The organism is Streptomyces sp. NPDC002276 (assembly GCF_053891435.1).
In genome coordinates, this window is the sequence record NZ_JBSFCQ010000002.1 from 327,792 (window position 1) to 348,469 (window position 20,678).

At 68.6% G+C, this 20,678-nt stretch carries 16 protein-coding genes; 6 read left to right on the top strand and 10 right to left on the bottom strand.

Annotated elements, in window-relative coordinates; translation table 11 throughout:
* Nucleotides 1-7: 7 nt before the first annotated feature.
* The 4 genes from ACWIHT_RS06610 to ACWIHT_RS06625 all read right to left on the bottom strand — a co-directional run bounded on the left by ACWIHT_RS06610 (nt 8) and on the right by ACWIHT_RS06625 (nt 9,629).
* On the bottom strand, nt 8-442 hold the full coding sequence (locus ACWIHT_RS06610; protein ID WP_456165084.1) for an ester cyclase: 435 nt from the start codon (nt 440-442) through the stop codon (nt 8-10).
* Nucleotides 443-629: 187 nt separating this feature from the next.
* Nucleotides 630-947, bottom strand: a complete 318-nt coding sequence (locus ACWIHT_RS06615) for a hypothetical protein (protein ID WP_456165086.1) — start codon at nt 945-947, stop codon at nt 630-632.
* A gap of 28 nt (nt 948-975) precedes the next feature.
* Nucleotides 976-8,826, bottom strand: coding sequence for an RHS repeat-associated core domain-containing protein (locus ACWIHT_RS06620; RefSeq protein ID WP_456165088.1), 7,851 nt, complete (start codon nt 8,824-8,826; stop codon nt 976-978).
* 176 nt (nt 8,827-9,002) lie between these two features.
* Entirely contained in the window at nt 9,003-9,629 is a 627-nt protein-coding gene (locus ACWIHT_RS06625) for a hypothetical protein (RefSeq protein ID WP_456165090.1), read from the bottom strand.
* Between the two features lie 146 nt (nt 9,630-9,775).
* On the opposite strand from ACWIHT_RS06625, the gene ACWIHT_RS06630 reads away from it, so the two are divergent.
* The 3 genes from ACWIHT_RS06630 (at nt 9,776) to hutH (ending at nt 13,698) form a co-directional block, all read left to right on the top strand.
* Nucleotides 9,776-10,570, top strand: coding sequence for an enoyl-CoA hydratase/isomerase family protein (locus ACWIHT_RS06630; RefSeq protein WP_456165092.1), 795 nt, complete (start codon nt 9,776-9,778; stop codon nt 10,568-10,570).
* A gap of 185 nt (nt 10,571-10,755) precedes the next feature.
* Nucleotides 10,756-11,901 (top strand): diguanylate cyclase domain-containing protein, encoded by a 1,146-nt coding sequence (locus tag ACWIHT_RS06635; protein WP_456165094.1) that lies wholly within the window; start codon nt 10,756-10,758, stop codon nt 11,899-11,901.
* Nucleotides 11,902-12,159: 258 nt separating this feature from the next.
* On the top strand, nt 12,160-13,698 hold the full coding sequence (hutH, locus tag ACWIHT_RS06640; protein ID WP_456165992.1) for a histidine ammonia-lyase: 1,539 nt from the start codon (nt 12,160-12,162) through the stop codon (nt 13,696-13,698).
* 42 nt (nt 13,699-13,740) lie between these two features.
* On the opposite strand, the gene ACWIHT_RS06645 is transcribed toward hutH, so the two are convergent.
* On the bottom strand, nt 13,741-14,556 hold the full coding sequence (locus ACWIHT_RS06645) for a hypothetical protein (protein WP_456165096.1): 816 nt from the start codon (nt 14,554-14,556) through the stop codon (nt 13,741-13,743).
* 41 nt (nt 14,557-14,597) lie between these two features.
* Complete coding sequence (locus tag ACWIHT_RS06650; RefSeq protein ID WP_200712198.1) at nt 14,598-14,891, bottom strand: LAETG motif-containing sortase-dependent surface protein; 294 nt, start codon at nt 14,889-14,891, stop codon at nt 14,598-14,600.
* A gap of 130 nt (nt 14,892-15,021) precedes the next feature.
* On the opposite strand from ACWIHT_RS06650, the gene ACWIHT_RS06655 reads away from it, so the two are divergent.
* From ACWIHT_RS06655 to ACWIHT_RS06665, 3 genes are all read left to right on the top strand, one after another.
* The gene (locus ACWIHT_RS06655) at nt 15,022-15,375 is read left to right on the top strand and encodes a hypothetical protein (protein ID WP_200712146.1); all 354 of its coding nucleotides are present in this window, start codon (nt 15,022-15,024) and stop codon (nt 15,373-15,375) included.
* A gap of 220 nt (nt 15,376-15,595) precedes the next feature.
* A complete protein-coding gene (locus tag ACWIHT_RS06660; RefSeq protein ID WP_456165098.1) occupies nt 15,596-16,846 on the top strand; it encodes a L,D-transpeptidase in 1,251 nt (416 codons plus the stop codon).
* A 581-nt stretch (nt 16,847-17,427) separates the two neighbouring features.
* Entirely contained in the window at nt 17,428-17,730 is a 303-nt protein-coding gene (locus ACWIHT_RS06665) for a hypothetical protein (RefSeq protein ID WP_456165100.1), read from the top strand.
* A gap of 50 nt (nt 17,731-17,780) precedes the next feature.
* Here ACWIHT_RS06665 and ACWIHT_RS06670 read toward each other — a convergent pair whose 3' ends face one another.
* The 4 genes from ACWIHT_RS06670 to ACWIHT_RS06685 form a co-directional block, all read right to left on the bottom strand.
* Nucleotides 17,781-19,061 (bottom strand): transposase domain-containing protein, encoded by a 1,281-nt coding sequence (locus tag ACWIHT_RS06670; protein ID WP_456165102.1) that lies wholly within the window; start codon nt 19,059-19,061, stop codon nt 17,781-17,783.
* Nucleotides 19,062-19,093: 32 nt separating this feature from the next.
* Entirely contained in the window at nt 19,094-19,432 is a 339-nt protein-coding gene (locus ACWIHT_RS06675) for a hypothetical protein (protein ID WP_456165995.1), read from the bottom strand.
* A 103-nt stretch (nt 19,433-19,535) separates the two neighbouring features.
* Nucleotides 19,536-19,742 carry a DUF397 domain-containing protein gene (locus ACWIHT_RS06680; RefSeq protein WP_456165104.1) on the bottom strand — a complete coding sequence of 69 codons (207 nt, stop codon included), beginning with the start codon at nt 19,740-19,742 and terminating at the stop codon, nt 19,536-19,538.
* Nucleotides 19,714-20,577: a helix-turn-helix domain-containing protein gene (locus ACWIHT_RS06685; RefSeq protein WP_456165106.1), complete on the bottom strand. Its 864-nt coding sequence runs from the start codon at nt 20,575-20,577 to the stop codon at nt 19,714-19,716. Before ACWIHT_RS06685 ends, ACWIHT_RS06680 begins: the two co-directional genes overlap by 29 nt.
* Nucleotides 20,578-20,678: the final 101 nt, after the last annotated feature.

A 20,678-nucleotide genomic window follows, 5' to 3' on the forward strand; every position in this document is an offset into this window, starting at 1 on the left:
GCCTCTGTTACGGCGCGATGCCGAGCTGGCGCAGGATGCCGAGTTCGTCGGGGCGGTTCCAGCGCTCGACGATGTGGCCGTCGCGGATCCTGAAGATGTTGGTTCCGTGCAGGGTCAGGGGGCGGCCCCCGGCCGGGGCCGGTACTCCGAGCAGTTCGCCGCGTTGCGTCCCACTGGCGGTGAAGTGCTCTACGACCAGGTCGTCCTCGGCGATCATCAGGTCCGGCTCGCTGTGCCAGTCGGGACACGCCTCCCGGAACAGCGCGCCCGCGGTACGGAAGCCCTCGCGGTCGCCGGGGCCGTTGAACGGGGGGTCGTGGTCGACGAAGTCCTCGGCCAGGTACTCGTCGACCGCGCCGAGGTCGCCCTTGGTGAACAGCGCGTCGATGAACGCGTGCACCAGGTCCTTGTTCTGCGTGAGGGTGGTCTCTGAGGTGCTCATGTCTTCAGTCTCGCGCTGTCGGTAAATCGACACAAACGGGGCGCTCTACGGTCACTTTCGGTGGATCAGCGCTTCCACGACGCTGTCGATCTTCTTGGCAACGCCCTCACCGGCCGTCAGACGCCCAGAGGGCCCGCCGGAATCAAACCCGGCGGGCCCTTTGAATTTCAATCCGACCCATTAATCCCTACTCACGCGGGCGGCCAGCCTCAAGGAACTGTCGATAAACGAGATCCAGTAGCGCCGCGTACGCGTGTTGCGACCGAGCGACCGCCTGGTCGCCATCCGATGCACCGCCACCGAGCCGATCAATTCGATGCAGCAGTTCTTGAAGCAATGCAAGGACGTCGACCGGGGCCGGCTTGAAGATCCCGCGTTCCACATATCGAATCACAGTCGTCACGTACTCGTCGACGCCCGCCAGATCGCTGTGCGCGAGAACCAGGCCCTCGTCTGACCCGCTCGAAGGGAACGGCAGGTGGCGCCACAGGGTATAGGAGTCCATAAAGCTCAGCATTATTTGTCCCCTGGTCCTAGTGGGCATCCGTATACCAGAAGGAAACAACTTTTCCATCCGGCCCGATGATCCCGCCCATGCCCCCATTGGGATCTGCGTACTTCACGCCGAATTTGCCGTCGTCAAAAGGCATCCTCTTTGCGTTCAAGCCCGCCTTGCCTCCCGGCTGAGCCAGTCGCGCCGCCCAGTCCTTTGAATCCTGCAAGTACTGCTCGGGGGAGACGTTCACTGGCGCACCGTGCTTATTGAAGTGGTACTGGAAACTGTCCTCGGGAGAGGCGAAAGTACCCTCGTGCCAGACATCCGCAACGCCGTCGCAGCCTGGCCCGGTGTTATGCACGAGTACCGGCGTGTTTCCCGCGAGTACATAGTACGTATGGAGCTGGGCGACGGTGAGGTTGTATCTCTCGCCGATGCCCGGGGTCCTGTGGACGGTGACCACGTAGGCCTTGTGGTTGTCCGCGGTGACGAGGGCGTGGGATCGCTTGAGTTCGGCCGCCGGTACCCACGTGTGGGCGGTCTCGTCCCAGAAGGGGTGCCTCGATGTGGTGTGGACGGTCTCGGTGCGGTTGTCCGGAGTGTGGACGGTGAGGTCGAGCAGGTCGTCGTCGAGGTTTCGGTGGAGGGCGGTGACCTTGCGGGTGCCGCGGTGCTTGCCGGTCCCGGGGTCGGCGGCCTCCACTTCGTCGCCCTGCTTCACCTCGCTGATCGGCTTCGTCTTCCCGTCCGCCAGCAGGACCGGCGTGTCGGCACGGAAGCTGCACTGTCCCTCCGCCGCGGTGCCCGTGCCCTGACACACCGAACCCGGGCCGGAGGCGCCGAGGGCGCAGGCGGCGGAGCCGGTGAGCATGTCGAAGAGGCTGCCGCCGGCTGAGCAGTTGTAGCCGAGCAGGCCGCCGGCGCAGAATCCGCCACCGCCGTCCGTGGCGCCCGGTGGCAGCCCGTCCGTGCGGATGCCCGCCACGCAGTTGTTGGTGCTGGAGGCCGAGGTGCCGCAGGTGGCGTTGTCGTCGGCGGCGGCCGTGATGGTGGGGCCGGTGGGCTTGGCGGGGCCGGTGGTGGGGACCTTGACCAGGGTGTCGAGGTCGATCAGCGGTTGGCGCTCGATGGTCCAGCGGTGGCTGGTCGGGCTGCGCCACCAGTTGTAGGAGGTGGTGCCGTTGTCGTAGTACGTCCACTGCTGGGTGGTGGTGTAGCTGTAGTAGTCGGTGCGCGTGTAGAGGTAGCTGTCGTCGAGCCACTTGCTGCTGGTCTGCCAACTGGTGGTGCTGGTGTGCTGCTTGGTGCCGATGACGACGGGCTTGGTCGGGCGGGGCGGCTGGGGCTTGTCCGTGGCGGTCGGCGGCGGCGGTACGACGTCGGCGTCGGGCACGCGGACGGCCGACGCGTCGACACTGGCGGTCCCGGTGGCGGCGTCGTAGATGACGGCGGACGCGGCGGCGACGACCAGGACGCCACCGACGACGAGGAGGATCTCGCCCGCGCCCACGGTGGCGGCGGCGCCGCCCACGACCTCCGCGGCCTCCGTGACGACGCCCGCGCCCTCGGCGACGGCGGAGCCGATGCCCCGCGCGATCGACCAGAACTCCTCGTCGACCTCCGCCTGGGTCCAACTGCTCACCCCGTGGAGGACGTCCATGACCGCGTTGTGCCCGTCCGGGTCCAAGTTGCTGGTCGGATTGGCGTTCCCGTACAGATACGCGTTGGTGGAGGCCGCCCCCGTGAGCGGAACGGCGGCGGAGTCCTGCGACGCGAACGTGCCGGTCCCGGAGTCGTACCAGCGGGACTGGGCCGACACCCGTCCGGTCGACGTGTCGGTCCAGCTGCCCTGGAAGCCGGCGGTCATGGTTGCCGTATGGGTGGACTGCGCGGTGACCTTCCCGAACGCGTCGTAGGCCCGGGAGGACAGGACGTCTCCGAAGGTCACGTCCAGTGCGGCCACGACGTTGCCGTGGGCGTCCTGCACCAGGGGCTGGGCGTAGCCGCCGGCCGGTTTGCCGGAGAGCAGGGTGCCGTCGGCGGTGCGGGCGTAGGTCCAGCTGCCGTCGGCGACCGGTTCGGCGGACTGGCCGCCGTAGGACAGTTGCCGGGTCGTCGTGCCGTCGGAGACGGAGAGCAGGCGGTCCAGGCTGTCGTAGGAGTAGGTGTGCTGTCCGTCGCCGACCAGGCGGTCGAAGGAGTCGAAGACCGACACCGCGCTCGACGCGGAGCCGCTCGCCGTGGTCGTGGTGGTCTTCGCCAGGGTGCCGCGCGGGGTCCAGGCGTAGGACGTGGTGTCGCCGCCGGAGACGGAGGCGAGGGTGACGCGGTCGCGTTCGTCGTACTGTGCCGCCGTCGCGCCCCCGGTCGGTGTGTGCGCGGTGCCCGACCACGGGGTGACCTTGGTGCGGTTGCCCACCGCGTCCCAGGTGTAGTCGGTGCCGGTCGGCGTGGCGCCGTCCGTCGAGGAGCGGATGAGCCGGTTGTCCTCGTCGTAGTCGTAGGAGGTGGTGCCGGGCGCGACGTAGGAGCCGGTGCGGGTGGAGGTCTTCAGGTTGCCGTTCTTGTCCCAGGTGGAGGAGAGCGTGCTCTTGCGGTCCTGGAAGGGGGCATCGGGGGTGCTGGTCTCGGAGGTGAGGCGGCCGAGGTCGTCGTAGGTGAAGTCCCTGGTGGGGTAGTAGGCGCCCTCGCCCGGCGCGCTGCCGCTGATCTGCTTGACCTGGCCGGCCGTGTCCCGGGTGTAGCTCAGCGAGTCACCGGTCAGCCCGTCGTACACGCTCCCGACGTCCTCCAGGCCGCTGTAGCCGTAGGACACCGTCGTCGCCGGGTCCTGCTGGTAGGTGAGGCGGCCCAGCGAGTCGTAGCGGTAGGACGAGGTGCCCAGCGCGCCGCTGCTGCCGGTGAGCAGATTGCGGTCGTCGTAGGTGAAGTTCTCGGTGCCGCCGCCGGGTGTGCCGATTGCGGTCAGCCGGTCGTCCAGGTCGTAGCCGAACGACCGGGTCGCCGCGCCGCCCTCGCCGCCGGTGCCGCTCTGTCCGGTGTTCCGGTAGTAGGTGTCGTAGGCGTACGACGTGGAGACACCGCCGGGTTCCGTCACCTTGGTGAGGTGGCCGCCGAGGCTGGAGTCGTAGGCGTAGGACCAGGTGCGGTCGGCGGCGGCCGGCTGGGCGGTGGTGGCGGGCTCCACCCGGCTGCTCAGCCGGCCCACGCCGTCATAGGTCTGGTACGTGGAGTGGTGGTCGGCGTCCGTGACCCGGGTGGCGTCGCCGAGGACGTCGTAGCCGACGGTGGTGACTGGGGCCGGTGCGGTGGTGCCGTCGGCGGCGGTCGGCGCGGGGTCGGTCAGCGAGACGAGCTGGTTCGCGGCGTCGTAACCCGCCTGCCAGACGTTCCTGTTGGGGTCCTTGACGGCGGTGACGTTGCCCGCCGGGTCCACGGTGTAGTCGGTGCGCGCCAGTTCGTTGTCACCGGGGTCCCGGGCGATGACGGCGGTGCGGCGGCCGGCCAGGTCGTAGACGGTCTCGGTGGAGCGCTGCAGCGGGTCGGTGACCTTGGTGAGCCGGCCCGCGACGTCGTGGCCGTAGGTCGTGGTGCCCCGGCCGGTCTCGGTCTCGGACTTCAGCTCGCCGGCGGCGTCGTAGCCGGAGCGCTGTTCGAAGACCTTGCCGCCGATCGTCTGCCAGCTGTGCGTCTGCTCCCCGAAGTCGTCGTAGCGGTACTGCGTGATGTCCTGGTCGGGGGTGGCGGTGCCGTTGCGGACGACCTGGTCCAGGGTCTGCCGGCGGTCCATGTCGTCGTAGGTGCTCAGCGTCTGGGCGCCCGTGGGTGTGATGAGGGACAGCAGGTTGGAGTTGTCGTCGTAGGTGTACGTGGCGGCGGTGCCGTCGGCCTTGTTCGTGGTCCGGTTCCAGCGGGTCGCGGTGTGCACCCGGTCGCGGGCGTCGTAGGTGTAGTCGGTGCGGCCGTTGTCGCTGGTGGTCCGGGACGTCATGTTCCCGGCGTAGTCGTAGGTGCGGAGGTCGAACCTGCCCGGACCGTCGTGGACGGCGGTCAGATTGCCACGTGTGTCGTAGTCGAAGCCCGTGCCACTCTGCTTGGGATTGCGGATCCCCGTCATCTCGCCGTAGGAGTCGTAGGCGTACCTGGTGACGGACCTGGCCGTCGTCGCCGCCGCGCCCGATCCGTCCTCGACCGGCACCTCCGGTTCGCTCACGGTCGAGGTGCGGCCGAGCACGTCGTACGTGTACGACGTGGTGTTCTGCCGGGGGTCGGTGGCCGTGAGGACCCGCCCGAAGGCGTCCCGGGTGTACGACGTCACCAGGTCGGGCGTGGCGTCGTTGTGGACCGTCGAGCGCAGCATGGCCCCGGTCGTCGGGTCGTAGGACTGGGTGGTGGACTCGGTGCGGGTGCCGTCGGAGACCGTGGTGCCGGTCACCAGACCGGCCTTGTCGTAGGTGTAGCCGGTGGTGCGCTTCAGGCCGGCGGGGTCGACGGTGACTGCGGTGCGTTCGTTGGCGGCGTCGTAGCCGTAGGTCGTCGTGCGGGCGTCGGTGCCGCCGCCCTCGACGTCCTTGAGCAGGTTGCCGGCCGTGTCGTAGCTGTAGGAGTGGAGCGGGACGTCCCGGGTGGAGCCGGGGTTGTCCGGGTCGGCGTGCGCGATGTACGTCTCGGTCAGCCGCAGGTCGTCGTGCGTGTACGTGTACGACACGACGTGGCCCTTGGCGTCCCAGAAGTCCGTGAGGCGGCCCGCGTCGTCGTAGTCGTAGGCCTTCAGCCGCACGCTGCGGGTGGTCGCGCCGCTCTGGCCCGGCGTGTCCGAATAGGCCGGGATCTCCACGGAGTTGAGCAGTCCGCGTGTGTCGTAGACGTAGCGGTAGTGGACGTTGTTGGCGTCCCAGGAGTCCGCGACATGGCCCACCCCGTCGTACAACTGGCGGGACAGGACGTGGTTGTCGTCGGTGGTGGTGCTGGTGAGGCGGTCCCGGGCGTCGTACTGGTAGCTCTGGGAGCGCCGGAGGTACGGCTCCTCGTCGAAGTCGGGGACGTGGTCCATGCGGGTGGCGAAGGCGAGGTTGCCGTCCACGTCGTAGCTGTAGGAGACCTGGAGCTGGTCGTCCCAACCACCGCCCACGATCAGGGGGTTGGACACCAGGTCGCCGAGGGTGGACGTCACCCGCCCGTGGGTGTCGTACCAGTAGCTCGTCCCGTACCCGGAGCCGCCCGGGGTGTCGGAGACGACCTGACGGGTCATCAGGCCATGGGTGTCGTAGTAGCTGTTGACCGCTCCGCCGGTGGGCAGCTGCTCCAGGGTGCGGTCGCCGAAGCGGTCGTAGCCGTATCGGGTGACGTGCCCGTCGGGGTCGGTGACGGTGGCCAGGAGGCCGCAGGGCTGGACGCTGCCGGTGGGTGCGGCAGGGTCGTTGACCACCGGCGGCTGGGTACCGGAGTCGCAGGTGTAGCCGTAGGTGGTCGTCGCGCCGCTGGGGGCCGCCTGTGTCGGCGGGGTGGTGCGGGTCTTCAGGCGTTCGCCGCTGTAGGTCATGGTGACGGCGTGGTGGTTGCCGTCGGCGACGGAGAGCGTGTTGGCGTACGGCGTCGAGTCGTACTCGTAGTGCGTGTTGACGATCGTGCCGAGGGTGTCCCGGTAGCGGTTCTGGTCCTGTAGCCGGCCGGTGATGCTGTCCCAGTGGTACTCGGTGACGTTGTCGTTCTCGTCGATCAGGGCGGAGACCCGTCCGACGGCGTCGTACTGCCAGCTGCGGGTGTTGCCGTGGGTGGGCGCGGTCCCGCCGGTCCACCGGGCGAGCAGGCTGCCGTGCGCGTTGAACTCGTAGTAGACGTTGACGCCCGTCGGGTCGGTGGTGTGGACGACGTCCGAGGCGTTCGTGTCGCCGCTGGGCGGGTCGGTGCGCCGGTAGAACCAGGTGTCCCAGCCGCCGCTCACCAGGTCCGAGGGGTAGGCGATGGTGTAGAGGCGGTCGCCGCTGTACGTCAGCTTGGTGACGGCGGCGGTGTTGGGGCGGGTGACCTGGGTCAACCGGGGCACGGTGTGCGCGGAGTCGGTGCCGCCGTAGGCATAGGCGGTGCAGCGCGGGGTCGGCTCGGCGTCGCAGACCTTGGTGAGCTGGTTGCCGGTGTAGGTGTAGTTCCAGGTGTTCCAGCGTTCACCGGAGGCCAGGCCCGCCGACACCGCGGTGACGTGGGAGCCGGTCCAGGTCAGGAAGATCGACCGCTGGGAGGGGTACTCGTCGATCTCGGTGATGTGGCCGCCGCTGACACCGAAGTACAACTGGCTGCCGTTGGGCGCGTAGAACCGTTTCACCGGCTGGTGGCCGCCGGTGGGCGAGAACTCGGCCGACGAGCCGTCCTTGAACCGCAGCCAGATCACGCCCGTGTCGTGCTCCACCTCGTACTTCACCGAGTCGCCCTCGCCGTACGAGGGTGCCCAACTGCCGTCGTCGTTCTTGCCGAACTGGATCTGCTTGCCGTCCTTGAAGGTGGTCCGCACCCAGCCCTCGGCGGTGGGGTCGATCGCCATGTCCAGGATCGAGGACCAGCCGGTGCCGAACGCGCTGTTGGCCGTGTTGACGGAGTTGTAGACGCGCTCCACGGCCAGCGGCTGCGCCCCGGTCGGGACCGGCACGTCGAGGTCTGTCTCGTCCCGGGTGTAGTTGCCCGCGAAGAGGTTCACCCCGGCCGGGTCGAGCGTCGACGGGTCCACCCCGTAGTGGGCGCCGTTGGAGGCGGCCGGGGAGACCACGGGGGTGAAGGGGCTCATCGTCGACCAGGGGCTGGTGACGGAGTCCTTGACCCGGGCCCGCCAGAAATAGGTGGTGTTCCACCTCAGTGCCCCGTACGGCACCGTCCAGAGGGAGGCAGCGTCGAAGCTGTCGCCCATGGTGACGCTCTGCCAGCCCGAGTCGTGGCAGTTCTTGGTGGCCGCCTGGTCCTCGCACACCGTGAACTCGCTCTGCACCGGCTGGGTCTTGTCCGCCGAGAGTCCGATCTCCAGCTGCGGGGTGAGCGTGGCGACGGTCGCGTCCCACCGCGGGTAGACCAGGTGGCCGCTCGGCGCGGAGTGGGGGATGGTGAACGACAGGGTGGGGCTCACCGGGACGCTGTGTGTGGAGAACCACGCGTCGGAGCCGGACGCGCTGTTGAGTTCGGCGTCCCAGACGAGCTTGAACGAGCCCGCCGGCAGCGGCTCCACATACGACAGGACCCGGATCGACTGGCCCCGGGTCACGGCCTTGGTGATCAGGACGCCGTAACCGCCGCAGTTGTAGGCGGTGTTGTTCGACCGGTACAGGTGGTAGCCGAGGGTGACGGCGTTGGCCGCCCAGTCCTTGGTCGAGGTGTTCTTGACGGTGACCCACATCGCCCCGTCGACATCGTGCGCGGGCTGCACCGCGAAGGGTGTCTCGGCGGTGTAGGTGGCGCCGTAGGGGGTGGGGGCCGACGGTGTGTCGGTCGGGGTGATGCACGCGTCCGTCGCCGCGGTGCTGAGGGTGGCGCGGCGCATCGTCGAGCCCGGGGTGCTCCGCCGGTCCTTAGGGGGCCGCTTGGGCAGCAGGTGGGCCGCGCGCAGTGCCGCGGCCTGCTGCCGGGCCCTGCGGTCGGCCGGGGCCGCCGGGATGAGCGCCGGTGCGTGCCGGGTCTTCTGGGCCCCTACGGCGGCGTCGACGCGTGCGACCTTCTTGTGCCAGGCGTCTCCCGGTCTGCCCCGGCTCTGTGACGGCCGGTTCGGGTCGGGTTTGGCGGGCGCGGAGACGCTGCCCGCCGGCAGCGGCTTGGAACGCACCGGTGACGCACCGGCGTGCTCCACGGTCGGGCCGAGCAGGCCGGTGAGCAGCGCGAGCGCCAGGACGAAGACGAGCCGAACCCGCACGGCAAGGCGCACGATTCCCCCAGGTGGTGTGGACCTCGGGAGAGCAGATCATTCGTGTCCATGCCAAATCGGCCATGGTGAATGAACAGATGATGCACAGGTTGCCAACAGGCTGTGTGCGGCCTGTACGCGCATTCCCCGGATCAGGGGTTTCCAGGGCGGCCCTTCAGCGGGTTTCAGGGGTGGCCCTTCAGCGCGTCCACGCAGAGGCCGATGATCGGCACGCACAGACCCGGCCGACTCGGCGCCGGGGCAGGGGAGTTGGCGGTCCGGCTCGGTGCGGGGGTCGGGGTGGATGCGGACGTCGGAGCCGAGGTCGGGCGGGTGGCCGGTGCCTGCGGTGTGTCGGCCGCCGGCGTCTCGGGGATGGTTGTCGGGATCGCGTCCCCGGATGTCTGCGCCGCCGTCGCGTACGGGGTCGGTACGACGCCGGAGGTCCTGGTCGCGGTCGGGGTCGGGCGCGCGCCGCCCATCACCGAGGTCGCGGTGGGGATCGCGGTGGGGAGCCCGGAGGGGAACGCCGTCGGGTCGGCGTTGATCGTGGCGGCGGCGTTGGCCGGGTGTCCGGCGGTCTGCTCCGCGTCCGCGCCCGGGCTCGGCTCCGCCTCCGCCGTGCCCACGCCGCCGACCCCGGACTCGGGTGTCAGTCGTACGAGGCTCAGCACCCCGGCGGCGACCGCGAGGCCGCCGAAGGCGAGGAGGACCTTGCGGGGCCTGGGGCGTCGGTGGCGGCCCCGGGGGAGGACGGGTGGCGCTACGTCCGCGGTGGCCTCGGCCGGCTCCGCCTTCGTGGTCGTCGTCACGAACCCTCCCCTGTCGTGTGGCGGACGCACGTTATGCGCTTCTCCGGGCGGTGCGGCGGGAGTTGGGCGCCATGTCACCCGAACGGGGAAGGCCCGTGCGATGATCGGGGCGAGTTCAGTTAACCCACGTTAACCAGGAGGGCGTCATGAGCGAGGAACGGTTCGGGGAGTTCGTGCTGGTGCGGCGGCAGGGGCATGTCGCCGAGCTCGTCCTGGACCGGCCCAAGGCCATGAACGCCGTCTCCACCGCGATGGCGGGCTCCATCGCCGCGGCCTGTACGGCCCTGGCGGCGGACCGGGACGTTCGCGTGACCGTGGTGACCTCCTCGCACGAGCGGGCCTTCTGTGTCGGCGCGGACCTCAAGGAGCGCAACTCGCTCACGGATGCGGAGCTGGTACGGCAGCGGCCGGTCGCCCGGGGTGCGTACACCGGTGTCCTGGAACTCCCGATGCCCACGATCGCCGCCGTGCACGGGTTCGCGCTGGGCGGTGGCTTCGAACTCGCCCTGTCCTGCGACCTGATCGTGGCCGACGGTACGGCTGTGGTGGGGCTGCCGGAGGTGTCGGTGGGCGTGATTCCGGGGGGCGGGGGGACGCAGTTGCTGCCCCGGCGGGTGGGAGCGGCTCGGGCGGCCGAACTCATCTTCACCGCACGGCGGTTGGAGGCGGCCGAGGCGGCGGAACTGGGGCTCGTGGACGTCCTGGTGGAGGCGGGTCGGGACCGCGCGGAGGCTCTTGCTCTGGGCGCGCGCATCGCCGCGAACTCGCCGGTCGGGCTGCGGGCGGCCAAGCGCGCGCTGCGGCTCGGGCACGGGCTGGATCTGCGGGCCGGACTTGAGATCGAGGACGCGGCGTGGCGGTCGGTGGCGTTCTCGGGGGACCGGGCGGAGGGCGTGGCGGCATTCAACGAGAAGCGGAAGCCGGAGTGGCCGGGGGAGTAGGGCCCCACCTGTCAACGGGCCCGGCGTCAACCCCTAGGGGCGCGGGGCTGTGTCGATTTGCGGCTCCGCCGCGTGGGCGCGACCAGCCCCCACCGGCCCCGCACTCAGCAGACAACCCAAGCCCGCCGACACCTGTTCGCCGCATCAATGTCCCGCTATGTCCTAAACATCCCTAGCCTGGAGTGATGGGTGAGGACAGGCGGCTGGCCGCCGTGGTGGAGCTGGCGCAGGGGATGGCGGCGGCGCACACCCCGCGCGAGTCCTGGCGGGCGGCGGCGACCGGGGCGTGCCGGGCGCTGGCGGGGAGTTTCGCCGCGTTGTCGGTGTGGGAGCGGGAACTGGGGCGGCTGCGGGTTCTCGTGAACGTGGGGGAGCGGGCGGCGGGCGAGGAGGAGTTCCCGGACTCCGAGACGTATCCGGTGCACCAGTTCCCCGAGATCACCGAGTTCCTGCACGAGCGGTGGGCCGGGGGCGGCGAGCCCAACGCCTGGGTCGAGACCGCCGAGGGGCCGGCCGCGGGCAGCCCCGGCTACTGCCATCAGCGGGTGGCGGCGCTACGGCGTCGTAGGCGTGGGTGTTGTGTGGTCGCCCCGATCGTGCTGCACGGGCGGGCCTGGGGTGAGCTGTATGTGGCGCGGCCGGTCGGGGCGCCGGTTTTTGGGCGGGATGACGCGGACTTCGCCACCGTGCTGGCCTCCGTGGTCGCGGCCGGGCTCGCGCAGACCGAGCGGCTGGAGGAGGCTCGGCGGCTGGCGTTCACGGACGCGCTGACCGGGCTCGCCAATCGGCGGGCCGTGGACGTACGGCTCGACGAGGCGGTCGAGCGGCATCGGCGGGACGGGGTCGTGGTCAGCCTGGTGGTGTGCGACCTCAATGGGCTCAAGCGCGTCAATGACACCCGGGGGCATGCGGTCGGGGACCGGCTGCTCGAACGGTTTGGGTCGGTGCTGTCGTTGTGCGGGGCGATGCTGCCGGGCGCGCTGGCCGCGCGGCTCGGTGGGGACGAGTTCTGTCTGCTCGCGGTCGGGCCGCCCGCCGATGAAGTGGTCGACGCGGCGACTGAACTGTGCCGCCGCGCCGCCGAGTTGGAGCTGGGCGAGGGTGTTGCGTGCGGGGTTGCGTCCACCGAGGATCCGATCGGGGCGGTACGGTCCGGGCGCCGGCTGTTCCGGCTGGCGGACGCCGCCCAGTACCGTGCGAAGGCGCTGCGCGCGGATCGGCCGGTCGTTGCCGGGCGCGATGGTCCGGACGATCCGGTGGTGCGGCTTGCCGACTCGCCTACGCCGGAGATGCCTGCCGAGCGGCGGCGGTTTCGGGGGCGGCGGGCGTGAGGGGTGGACCGCCTGCGGTTTGGTGTGGGTCGGTGCCGCGCCGGGGGGTGTCCGTCCTCGGAACGGCGCGGAATCGGTCTTTCAAGAGTGTCAGCGCGTTGACGCGCCAACCGCTGCGGGCGGACACCCCCCGACACGTCACCTTCGCGCCGTACGCGGCTGTCGGCCCGCTCTGCCCAGTGACCTATCTGTAAGGGTCTAAGTGGGTACCCGGTAGTGACACTGTCGCATTCAATGCGTACGCTCCTGAATATGGATATGCACACTGTGGTGGTGGGGACGTCGGGGGTCACCGCGTCCGACGTTCTTGCCGTGGCGCGCGGGGGCGCCCGGATCGAGCTTTCGGGTGAGGCCGTCTCGGCGCTCGCCGCGGCGCGGGAGATCGTGGACGCGCTGGCCGCCAAGCCGGAGCCCGTGTACGGCGTCAGCACCGGGTTCGGGGCGTTGGCGTCGCGGCACATCAGCCCGGAGCTGCGGGCTCAGTTGCAGCGCAACATCGTTCGCTCGCACGCGGCCGGGATGGGGCCTCGGGTGGAGCGGGAGGTTGTGCGGGCTTTGATGTTCCTGCGGCTCAAGACCGTGTGCTCGGGGCATACCGGTGTGCGGCCCGAGGTCGCGCAGACCATGGCCGATGTGCTCAACGCCGGGATCACGCCCGTTGTTCATGAGTACGGTTCTCTTGGGTGTTCCGGTGACCTCGCTCCGCTCTCCCACTGTGCGCTCACGCTCATGGGGGAGGGTGATGCGGAGGGGGCGGACGGTGTTGTGCGGCCCGCCGGTGAGTTGTTGGCCGAGGCCGGGATCGTGCCTGTCGAGTTGCGGGAGAAGGAGGGGCTCGCCCTTCTCAACGGCACTGATGGCATGCTCGGGATGCTGGTCATGGCGCTCGCCGATCTCGACATGCTTTACAAGTCGGCCGATGTCACCGCGGCGTTGAGTTTGGAAGCTCTGCTCGGTACCGACAAAGTGCTCGCGCCCGAGTTGCACGCCATTCGCCCGCACCTGGGGCAGGGTGCCAGCGCCGCCAACATGCTTGCCGTGCTTGCCGGTTCGGAGCTCACCGGGCATCACCAGGACGGTGCGCCGAGGGTTCAGGACGCGTACTCGGTGCGGTGTGCTCCGCAGGTCGCTGGGGCCGGGCGGGACACCATCGCGTATGCCCGGCTCGTCGCGGAACGGGAGTTGGCGTCGGCCGTCGACAATCCCGTTGTGCTGCCCGACGGTCGGGTCGAGTCCAACGGCAACTTCCATGGTGCGCCCGTGGCTTACGTTCTTGACTTTCTTGCCATCGCCGCCGCCGATCTCGGTTCTATCGCCGAACGACGTACCGACCGGCTGCTCGACAAGAACCGGTCGCACGGGCTGCCGCCGTTCCTCGCGGACGACGCCGGTGTCGACTCCGGGCTGATGATCGCCCAGTACACGCAGGCCGCGCTCGTGAGTGAGATGAAGCGGCTGGCCGTACCGGCTTCCGTTGATTCGATTCCGTCCTCCGCGATGCAGGAGGACCATGTCTCCATGGGGTGGTCGGCCGCGCGCAAGCTGCGTACCGCCGTGGACAATCTGACCCGGATCATCGCCGTCGAGCTGTACGCGGCCACGCGTGCCGTGGAGTTGCGTGAGGGGCTGGCGCCGGCTCCCGCGACCCGTGCGGTCATCGATGCCGTACGGGCGGCGGGAGTTGAGGGGCCGGGGCCGGACCGGTTCCTGTCGCCCGACCTCGCCGCGGCGGACGCGTTCGTGCGTGGTGGGCATGTCGTCGAGGCCGTGGAGAAGGTCACCGGGCCGCTGCTGTAGGGGAGTTGGGGCCCGCGCGTGGCAACAGCCGGGCCCCGTACGTCACTTCAGCTTGGCGGATTGCGCGGTGATCACCGCGGCCGGGATGGCGTAGGTCTTCTGCGACATCAGGGCGCCGAGGTTGACCGTGTAGTACGTGACGAGGGTGCTGCCGTGCCTCACCACCTCGGTGTGCACGGTGCCCGTCTCGCCGCCGGTGTCCTCCATCACGGCGGTCGCGCCGAACGCCACCGACTCGTCACCGGTGTCCGAGGCCTTCTCGGCCGCGACGCCGGTGTACTTGGTGCCGTCGGAGCCGGGGAGGAGGGTGAAGCCGCCCGCGCAGGTCTTGACCGCGTCGGCGATGGTCTTGAACGTCTTCTCCGCGCCGTCGCCGTCGTACGAGGACAGCCCGACGACGGTGGTCGTGCGGTCCAGTGCGGAACCGAACGCGTCCTCGAACTCCTTCTCGCTCATGTCCTCAACGGACTTGGAGGGGGTGGCGGAGGTCTTCTTCGCCTCGGTGACCAGCTTGTTCGTGGCCGTGGCCGCGTCGCCCGGCGCCTGCCCGGCCATGGCCCAGGCCAGTGGGCGGCACTGCGCCTTGTCGACGGTGACGGCGCTCTTGGTCGCGGGGAAGGTCTTGTCGACCGATCCGACCTCGTAGCCGGCGACGTCGCCCGTCGCGATGGCCAGCTTCTTCAACTCGGCGGCGGTGAGCGCCTTCGAGGAGTTCTTCGTGGTGCCTTCGGTGTCGCTCTTGGCGTCGGTGCTCTTCGCGGTGTCCGAACCGCCGTCGGAGCAGCCGGTGATGAGGGCCAGCGACAGCGCGCCCACCGCGACGGTGACGCACAGCCGTATGCCCGATGATCTCTTCATGAGCGGACTATGAAGCTTGAGTCAAGTAACCGTCAAGCAAGTTAAAACCCGAGGCGCTCCCGTCGCACCGAATACGCCACGAATCCGGCGCCGAGACCGAGGAACACCGTGCCGCCGACGATGTACGGCGTGGTGTCCGGGCTTCCGGTGTCGGCGAGGTGGGTGTCGTCCGAGAAGGTGGTGACGGCTGTCGAGGTCACCCTTGCCTGCTGGGTGACCTGGGAGGTTGGCGTCGCCGAAGTCTCCACTCTCACCTGGTCGGTCACCGTCGCGTTGGCGGAGGGGACGAACCACAGGGCGCCCAGCAGGGTGCCCGCGGCGGTGGCGGTCAGCATCGTTCGGCGAGCGGTTGACACGGAATATCGATCCCCTTGTGGCGCTGGCGAATTGGCCGTGTGGAGCGATGCTAATGAACTCTGCGGGTCGTGGGAAAGTCACGGTGGCTGTGGGCCGTACGCTCCCGGCATGAGCACTCCAGAGACATCACGTTTTGTACGCCTTCGTGTCGAACTCGTTCTTGAAGTCGAGAACGAGGACGCCGTGACCAAGGCCGCGCTGGCCAAGATCGCCGACGATCCGGAACTGCCCGGTGACGAACGGGTGCACGCCGAGAGCGCTGTGACGGAAGACACCGCCGAGGCCCTCGCCTATCTCGTGGACCCGTTCGACCTGGTCGGCGAGATGCCGGGGGTCGAACTGGCCCAGGCCTCATGGAGCAGTGAGGAGATCGACTACGACCCGGATTCGCCGGATTGGGACCTCGACGAGGATGATGTCGACGGCGATGAGGAAGCAGACGGGACGGCAGTGGTCGGCTGAGCCGTGCACGGGACCGAGTGACCCCGGGCGGCAACCGCTGTCCGGGGTTTCGTCGTCTCAACGGTTCCGGGCGTCACAGTGGACGTGGTGTGCCCCACAGATTGTGGGTAGGCGGAACGGGATGCACCAGTCGTAGCGTTGGTTTCTTAAGAAGTGCTTGAAGAACTGTTTAACGGGGCGCTCGGGTTTTCGGCGATTGGCAACGATGGAGAAGCGTGTGATGACGGACAGTAAGCGGCGCAAGGGTCTTGTGGCCGCGTCCGCACTGCTCGGCGGTGTGCTCGTGCTCACGGCGTGTTCCGGCAGCGACGACAAGTCGTCCGGCAGCGATTCGAGCCAGAGCTCACAGTCGAAGGCCGACGAGGCGGCGGCGAAGAAGTCGTCCGAGGCCCAGATCAAGATCACACCGGCGGACGGTTCGGACAACGCCTCCATCAACAACTCGGCCGCGGTCACCGTCAGCAAGGGCACGCTCACGGCCGTGACGATGACGACCGCGGACGGTACGGCCGTCGCGGGCACCATCTCCGCGGACAAGTCGAGTTGGAAGCCCACCGCCCAGCTGGAGCGGTCCACGACCTACAAGGTCGCGGCGACCGCCAAGGACTCCGCGGGTCTGGCGGCCCACGAGAACGCCTCCTTCACCACGGTCTCCCCGGCCAACAGCTTCATAGGGAACTTCACTCCCGAGGACGGCTCCACGGTCGGCGTCGGCATGCCGGTCTCGATCAACTTCAACAAGGCGATCACCAACAAGGCCGCCGTCCAGAAGGGCGTCACCGTCACGTCCAGCAGCGGCCAGGAGGTCGTCTGCCACTGGTTCAACACCCAGCGGATGGACTGCCGCCCCGAGGACTACTGGAAGGAGAACTCCACCGTCACGCTGAAGCTCGCGCTCGACGGCGTCGAGGGCGCCTCCGGGGTCTACGGCGTGCAGCAGAAGACGGTCACCTTCAAGATCGGCCGCAACCAGGTCTCGTACGTGGACGCGAAGTCGAAGCAGATGAAGGTCGAGCAGGACGGCAAGGTCGTCAAGACCATCCCGATCTCGGCCGGTTCGCCCGAACACACCACGTACAACGGGCAGATGGTGATGTCCGAGAAGTTCACGCAGACCCGGATGAACGGCGCGACGGTCGGTTTCACGGATGACGACGGCAAGGGCGAGTACGACATCAAGGACGTCCCCCACGCCATCCGCCTCACCAGCTCCGGCACGTTCATCCACGGCAACTACTGGGGCTCGCCGTCGGTCTTCGGCAGCGTCAACACCAGCCACGGCTGCGTGGGTCTCCAGGACGTGAAGGGCGCGGGCGACAAGAACATGCCGGCGGCCTGGTTCTACAACAACTCGATCGTCGGTGACGTGGTCGTCATCTCCAACACCGGCGACAAGACGGTGGCCCCCGACAACGGCCTCAACGGCTGGAACATGGACTGGGCCCAGTGGAAGGCGGGTTCGGCGGTCTGAGCCGCCAACTCCGTTCTGCTTGAAGGCGGTTGCCCCCTTGGCTGGGGGTGACCGCCTTTTCTGCTGCCCTGCTCAAGTGGTCGGCGGCATATATGAGTTGACGGTAATATCCGTCATATGGCGCGCCCTCGGGTGCGCCTCTCTTGTTCCGGGTCCCGTCCCCTCGGGGCCCGGCCCGAAGTGAGGCGGCTCCGCGTACGAAAAAAGGCCGCCTCCGAAGGCCAATGCAGTTGCCTTAACCACCATTCCGCTGAGGTCGAAGAGTGAGAAGTCGCCTCAACCGGCCCGCGCACGGTGCTGGCGGCCGCTACGGCGATGATGGAGCGGGTAGTGCCGGACAACTTGCAGTCCAGCGGCTGGTACCTGCCGCTCCGGTACAGCCTCAGGACATTCTCGACGCTGTAGGGGGGACCATGAACCGAAGGCTCGGCAGCCTTGTGGGGGCACTGATTCTGGCCGCTGTTTCGACCACGACAGGGTGCTTCGCCAGATACTCACCTTGCCCGGGGGAGGGCCAACAGCCGGACGGACTGGCCAATCGGGATCTGGTCGGCACCTATCGAGATGCAGCAGGCCGTTCCGTGTCCCTCAAGGGTGATGGAACGTTCACGACGACGGGGTGGCCGACGGATCTTGAGGGTGCAGAGGGCCCACCAGAGCTGAGAGACGGCAACGGGACGTGGGAACTGACCAGCACTGACAGCGACGATTACCCCATCTCGCTGACGTTCCACAGGATTAGTGACTACTGGAACAGTTCGGAGGAGGGTGGCTACTACGGCACAGGGCTGTATGTCGACGGAAGCCGGCAGGTCCCTCGCCTCTATGAGTACCGGGGTGACCCAGACGTCTGCGACCTCAACAGGTTCAAGCGCGGTAATTGAACTGAGGCGTCTACGGGAGTCAGTCAGGCCGAAGGCGGCGGTGGCAGGGCTTACGTTCCCTTGAGCGCCGGTCGTCCGGCACGGCGGGTGTCTTCGGCTTCGAGGTCGGGTTGTGGGCCCAGCGGCCGGGCTGCACCATGTTGCGTCTGGCACGGGTCCTGAGCACCGGCCATCGGTTCGGCTTCTTGATCGCACGCGGGCAGTTTCGGCCGCGGCGGACCGGAAGGAGACGGCTGCGTGCCTCCCGTCCGGCCTCCCTGTAGGAGCGGGTGAGCCTGGCGGTGGTCGCTCCGAGCTGGGACGGGATGCTGCGGTGGATGATGCGGACGCACTTCAAGTAGGAGACACGGTCGGTGTCCACTGCCGGACGGATGGGCGAGCGCCGCCGCGTGGGCGAACTGGCGGATCGCATGGTGGACTGCGAGGTGGGCCCACAGTTCCTGCCGGACGCCCTCCGGCGTGCGCGACCTGATCGGCCCGCCGGGGCCGAGATGGTTCTTGATCTCGTCGAAGGCGAACTCGATCTCCCAGCGTTCCCGGTAGAGCGCGACCAACTCGTCGGCCGGGTACTGCTCGGGGTCTGGCAGTGTCGTGCCCAGGTAGGCGACCTTGTCGTCCTTCGCGAAGGTGATGACACGGTAGATCACGTGCTGGGGCAGTGTCCGGCCTCCCCGGGTGGCTCGGAGCCGGACCTCCTTGCCTGGTCGCGCCATTGACAGATACGAGCCATCCGGAAGTTCTTCCTGGACGGTGCCGAGGTGGTTGGACTGGAGCCTGACCAGCAGATAGGCAAGGCTGCGTTCGCCGTCGCGGTAGCCGCCGAGGCGGTCATCGAGAACTCCGTGGGTTCCGATCTCGGCAAGGACCACCGCCCTGACCTGGGGGAACCCAAAGGGGACGCCACCGGTGGTGGAGGGACCGTCGAACGTGTCGCCGTTGCTCGATGAGTCCGGAAGGTCGAACTGGGTGCCGTCCAGGGCGAGGGCCCGGCTACCCGGGATGCTGCTGGTCAGTACGCGGAGCACCTCCTCGTACGACTCCCGGGCCAAAAGGCAGAGGGCCAGGACGAAGTAAACGACCAGCCGTGCCGACAGGAGGCGACGGCGCCGCTCTGCTCGATCGTGCTTGGCTGTCGCCGCGTCGACCAGCTCGGTGGTGAACACCTTCGTCAGGATCCCGATCCGCACGCGCTGGCCCGCGCCCCACCCCGTCACACACGGGGCAACGATCTTCGCATCCCAAAGGCAACTGCATTGGCCTCCGAAGGCTCCTGAGTGAGCCTGAGCCCCTGTCGCGGATACCCGCCGTGGCGGGGGCTCGTTCCTCTTCACCGGCTACGGCGCCTGCGGCAAGCCTCTGGCTGTCACCCGGTGGGATCCGCGTTCCAGGCCGCGGGCAGGTCGCTGTCGCAGAAGACGCAGACGAAGTAGTCCTCGCGCACGATGTTGTGTTCCTGGCACTCGGGGCACCGCCGGAAGACCACCTCGTGGGTGAAGCCGGAGGGCCGCGCGAGTTCCACGTCGTCCAGGGCGCGGGCCACCGCCGGCCAGGAGCTGATGTCCGGGCAGTACCCGGTGGACTGGTTGCTGACCTCGCTCACGGCCCACCGGCCCGCCGCGCGCGTGAAGCTGATCTCGCCGGCGCTCAGAACCGTCTCTCCGCCGGCACACGCCACATGCTCGCTTCGTCGCGGCGCCGGCAGCCTTCAGTTCGGCCGGTCCGACGTACCTGTAACCCCGCCGTTGCGCACTCACGTCAGCGAACCTGGGGCCTCCCGCTGAGTGTGACGGTTTTGGGTGGTGGTGTCACACTTTTTGGAGGGTGGTGATGAAGGGGGTCCAGGCGGAGGCGGTGAGGATGAGGGCGGGGCCGTCGGGGGCGGTCTTGGAGTCGCGGACGGGGACGAGGCCGGGGAGGTTGGCGGCGACCTCGACGCAGTTGCCGCCGCTCTCGTTGCTGTAGCTGCTCTTGAACCAGAGAGCGTCACTCAAGTCGATCCGGGTGCTTGCCATTTCGGTAATCCTCCGCCGCTGCCTTGATCATGGCGAGGGACGTGCCTGGTGACAGCGCGACGGCCCTGAGCCGATCGTATGCCTTGCGGTACTGATCCACGAGGGCCGGATCATCAATGGTGTCGCCGCAGTAGGACGCCTCGGTGTACACCAGTGGCGGGGCATCCGGAAACGTCATGCTCAAGGTGGAGGCGGCCATCAGGGGGTACGCCCTCTGCTTCCGCGGAACAATCTGCGGAGTGATCCGGCGACGGTCCGCCAACTCCGCGATGCGATCCAGTTGCACTGTCATGTCCTGGGCTTCCAGGAGCGGTTCGGTGAGCAGTGACTCATGCAGGATGACCCAGTACTCCGGGGTGTGATGAGCCTTCTCGAAGAGGTTGGCGCGTGCCATCCGAGCGTTGACCTTCTCCTCCACGTCGGCGTCGAGTGACAGCGGGAGACCCGCCAGGATGACGGCCCGCGCGTAGGCCGGAGTCTGAAGGAGCCCAGGGAAGAGCATCGGGCACCATTCCTCGATGCTCGTGGCGTGCTTCTCTGCCTCCAGGACCTTCTCGAAGTACGCGGCGTGCCCCGTCCTCCGCGCCTTCCGCACATCCTCGCAATGCCGCTCGAAGAACCCGTCCGTCCCCAACACTCGATCCGCGTGCTGAGCCAGATCCAGCGGCATCCTCCGCTCCCCGCGCTCGATGTCGCTGAGGTAGGTCTTGCCGTAGAAGATGCCCTTCAAGAACGCATCCAACGACAGCCCCGCCTCTTCCCTCTTCCACCGCAACTCCTTGCCGTAGAAGGTCGGAACGCTCATCGAACCGTCGATGTCCTTGCCCCGTGCCACCACTTGCCCTCCTCCGCTGACCCGGTCGCGAACGCGAAACCTCTTTTACGGTAGCCAGCGGGACGCCAGTCTGTGAGGTGTTCGTCACAGAGCGCACAGGA

Bases quoted from the DNA above. Each gene is read 5' to 3' on its own strand.
- ACWIHT_RS06610 (WP_456165084.1), bottom strand. From the start codon at position 442: ATGAGCACCTCAGAGACCACCCTCACGCAGAACAAGGACCTGGTGCAC.
- ACWIHT_RS06615 (WP_456165086.1), bottom strand. From the start codon at position 947: ATGGACTCCTATACCCTGTGGCGCCACCTGCCGTTCCCTTCGAGCGGG.
- ACWIHT_RS06630 (WP_456165092.1), top strand. From the start codon at position 9,776: ATGAGCGAGGAACGGTTCGGGGAGTTCGTGCTGGTGCGGCGGCAGGGG.
- ACWIHT_RS06635 (WP_456165094.1), top strand. From the start codon at position 10,756: ATGGGTGAGGACAGGCGGCTGGCCGCCGTGGTGGAGCTGGCGCAGGGG.
- hutH (WP_456165992.1), top strand. From the start codon at position 12,160: ATGCACACTGTGGTGGTGGGGACGTCGGGGGTCACCGCGTCCGACGTT.
- ACWIHT_RS06645 (WP_456165096.1), bottom strand. From the start codon at position 14,556: ATGAAGAGATCATCGGGCATACGGCTGTGCGTCACCGTCGCGGTGGGC.
- ACWIHT_RS06650 (WP_200712198.1), bottom strand. From the start codon at position 14,891: ATGCTGACCGCCACCGCCGCGGGCACCCTGCTGGGCGCCCTGTGGTTC.
- ACWIHT_RS06655 (WP_200712146.1), top strand. From the start codon at position 15,022: ATGAGCACTCCAGAGACATCACGTTTTGTACGCCTTCGTGTCGAACTC.
- ACWIHT_RS06660 (WP_456165098.1), top strand. From the start codon at position 15,596: ATGACGGACAGTAAGCGGCGCAAGGGTCTTGTGGCCGCGTCCGCACTG.
- ACWIHT_RS06680 (WP_456165104.1), bottom strand. From the start codon at position 19,742: ATGGCAAGCACCCGGATCGACTTGAGTGACGCTCTCTGGTTCAAGAGC.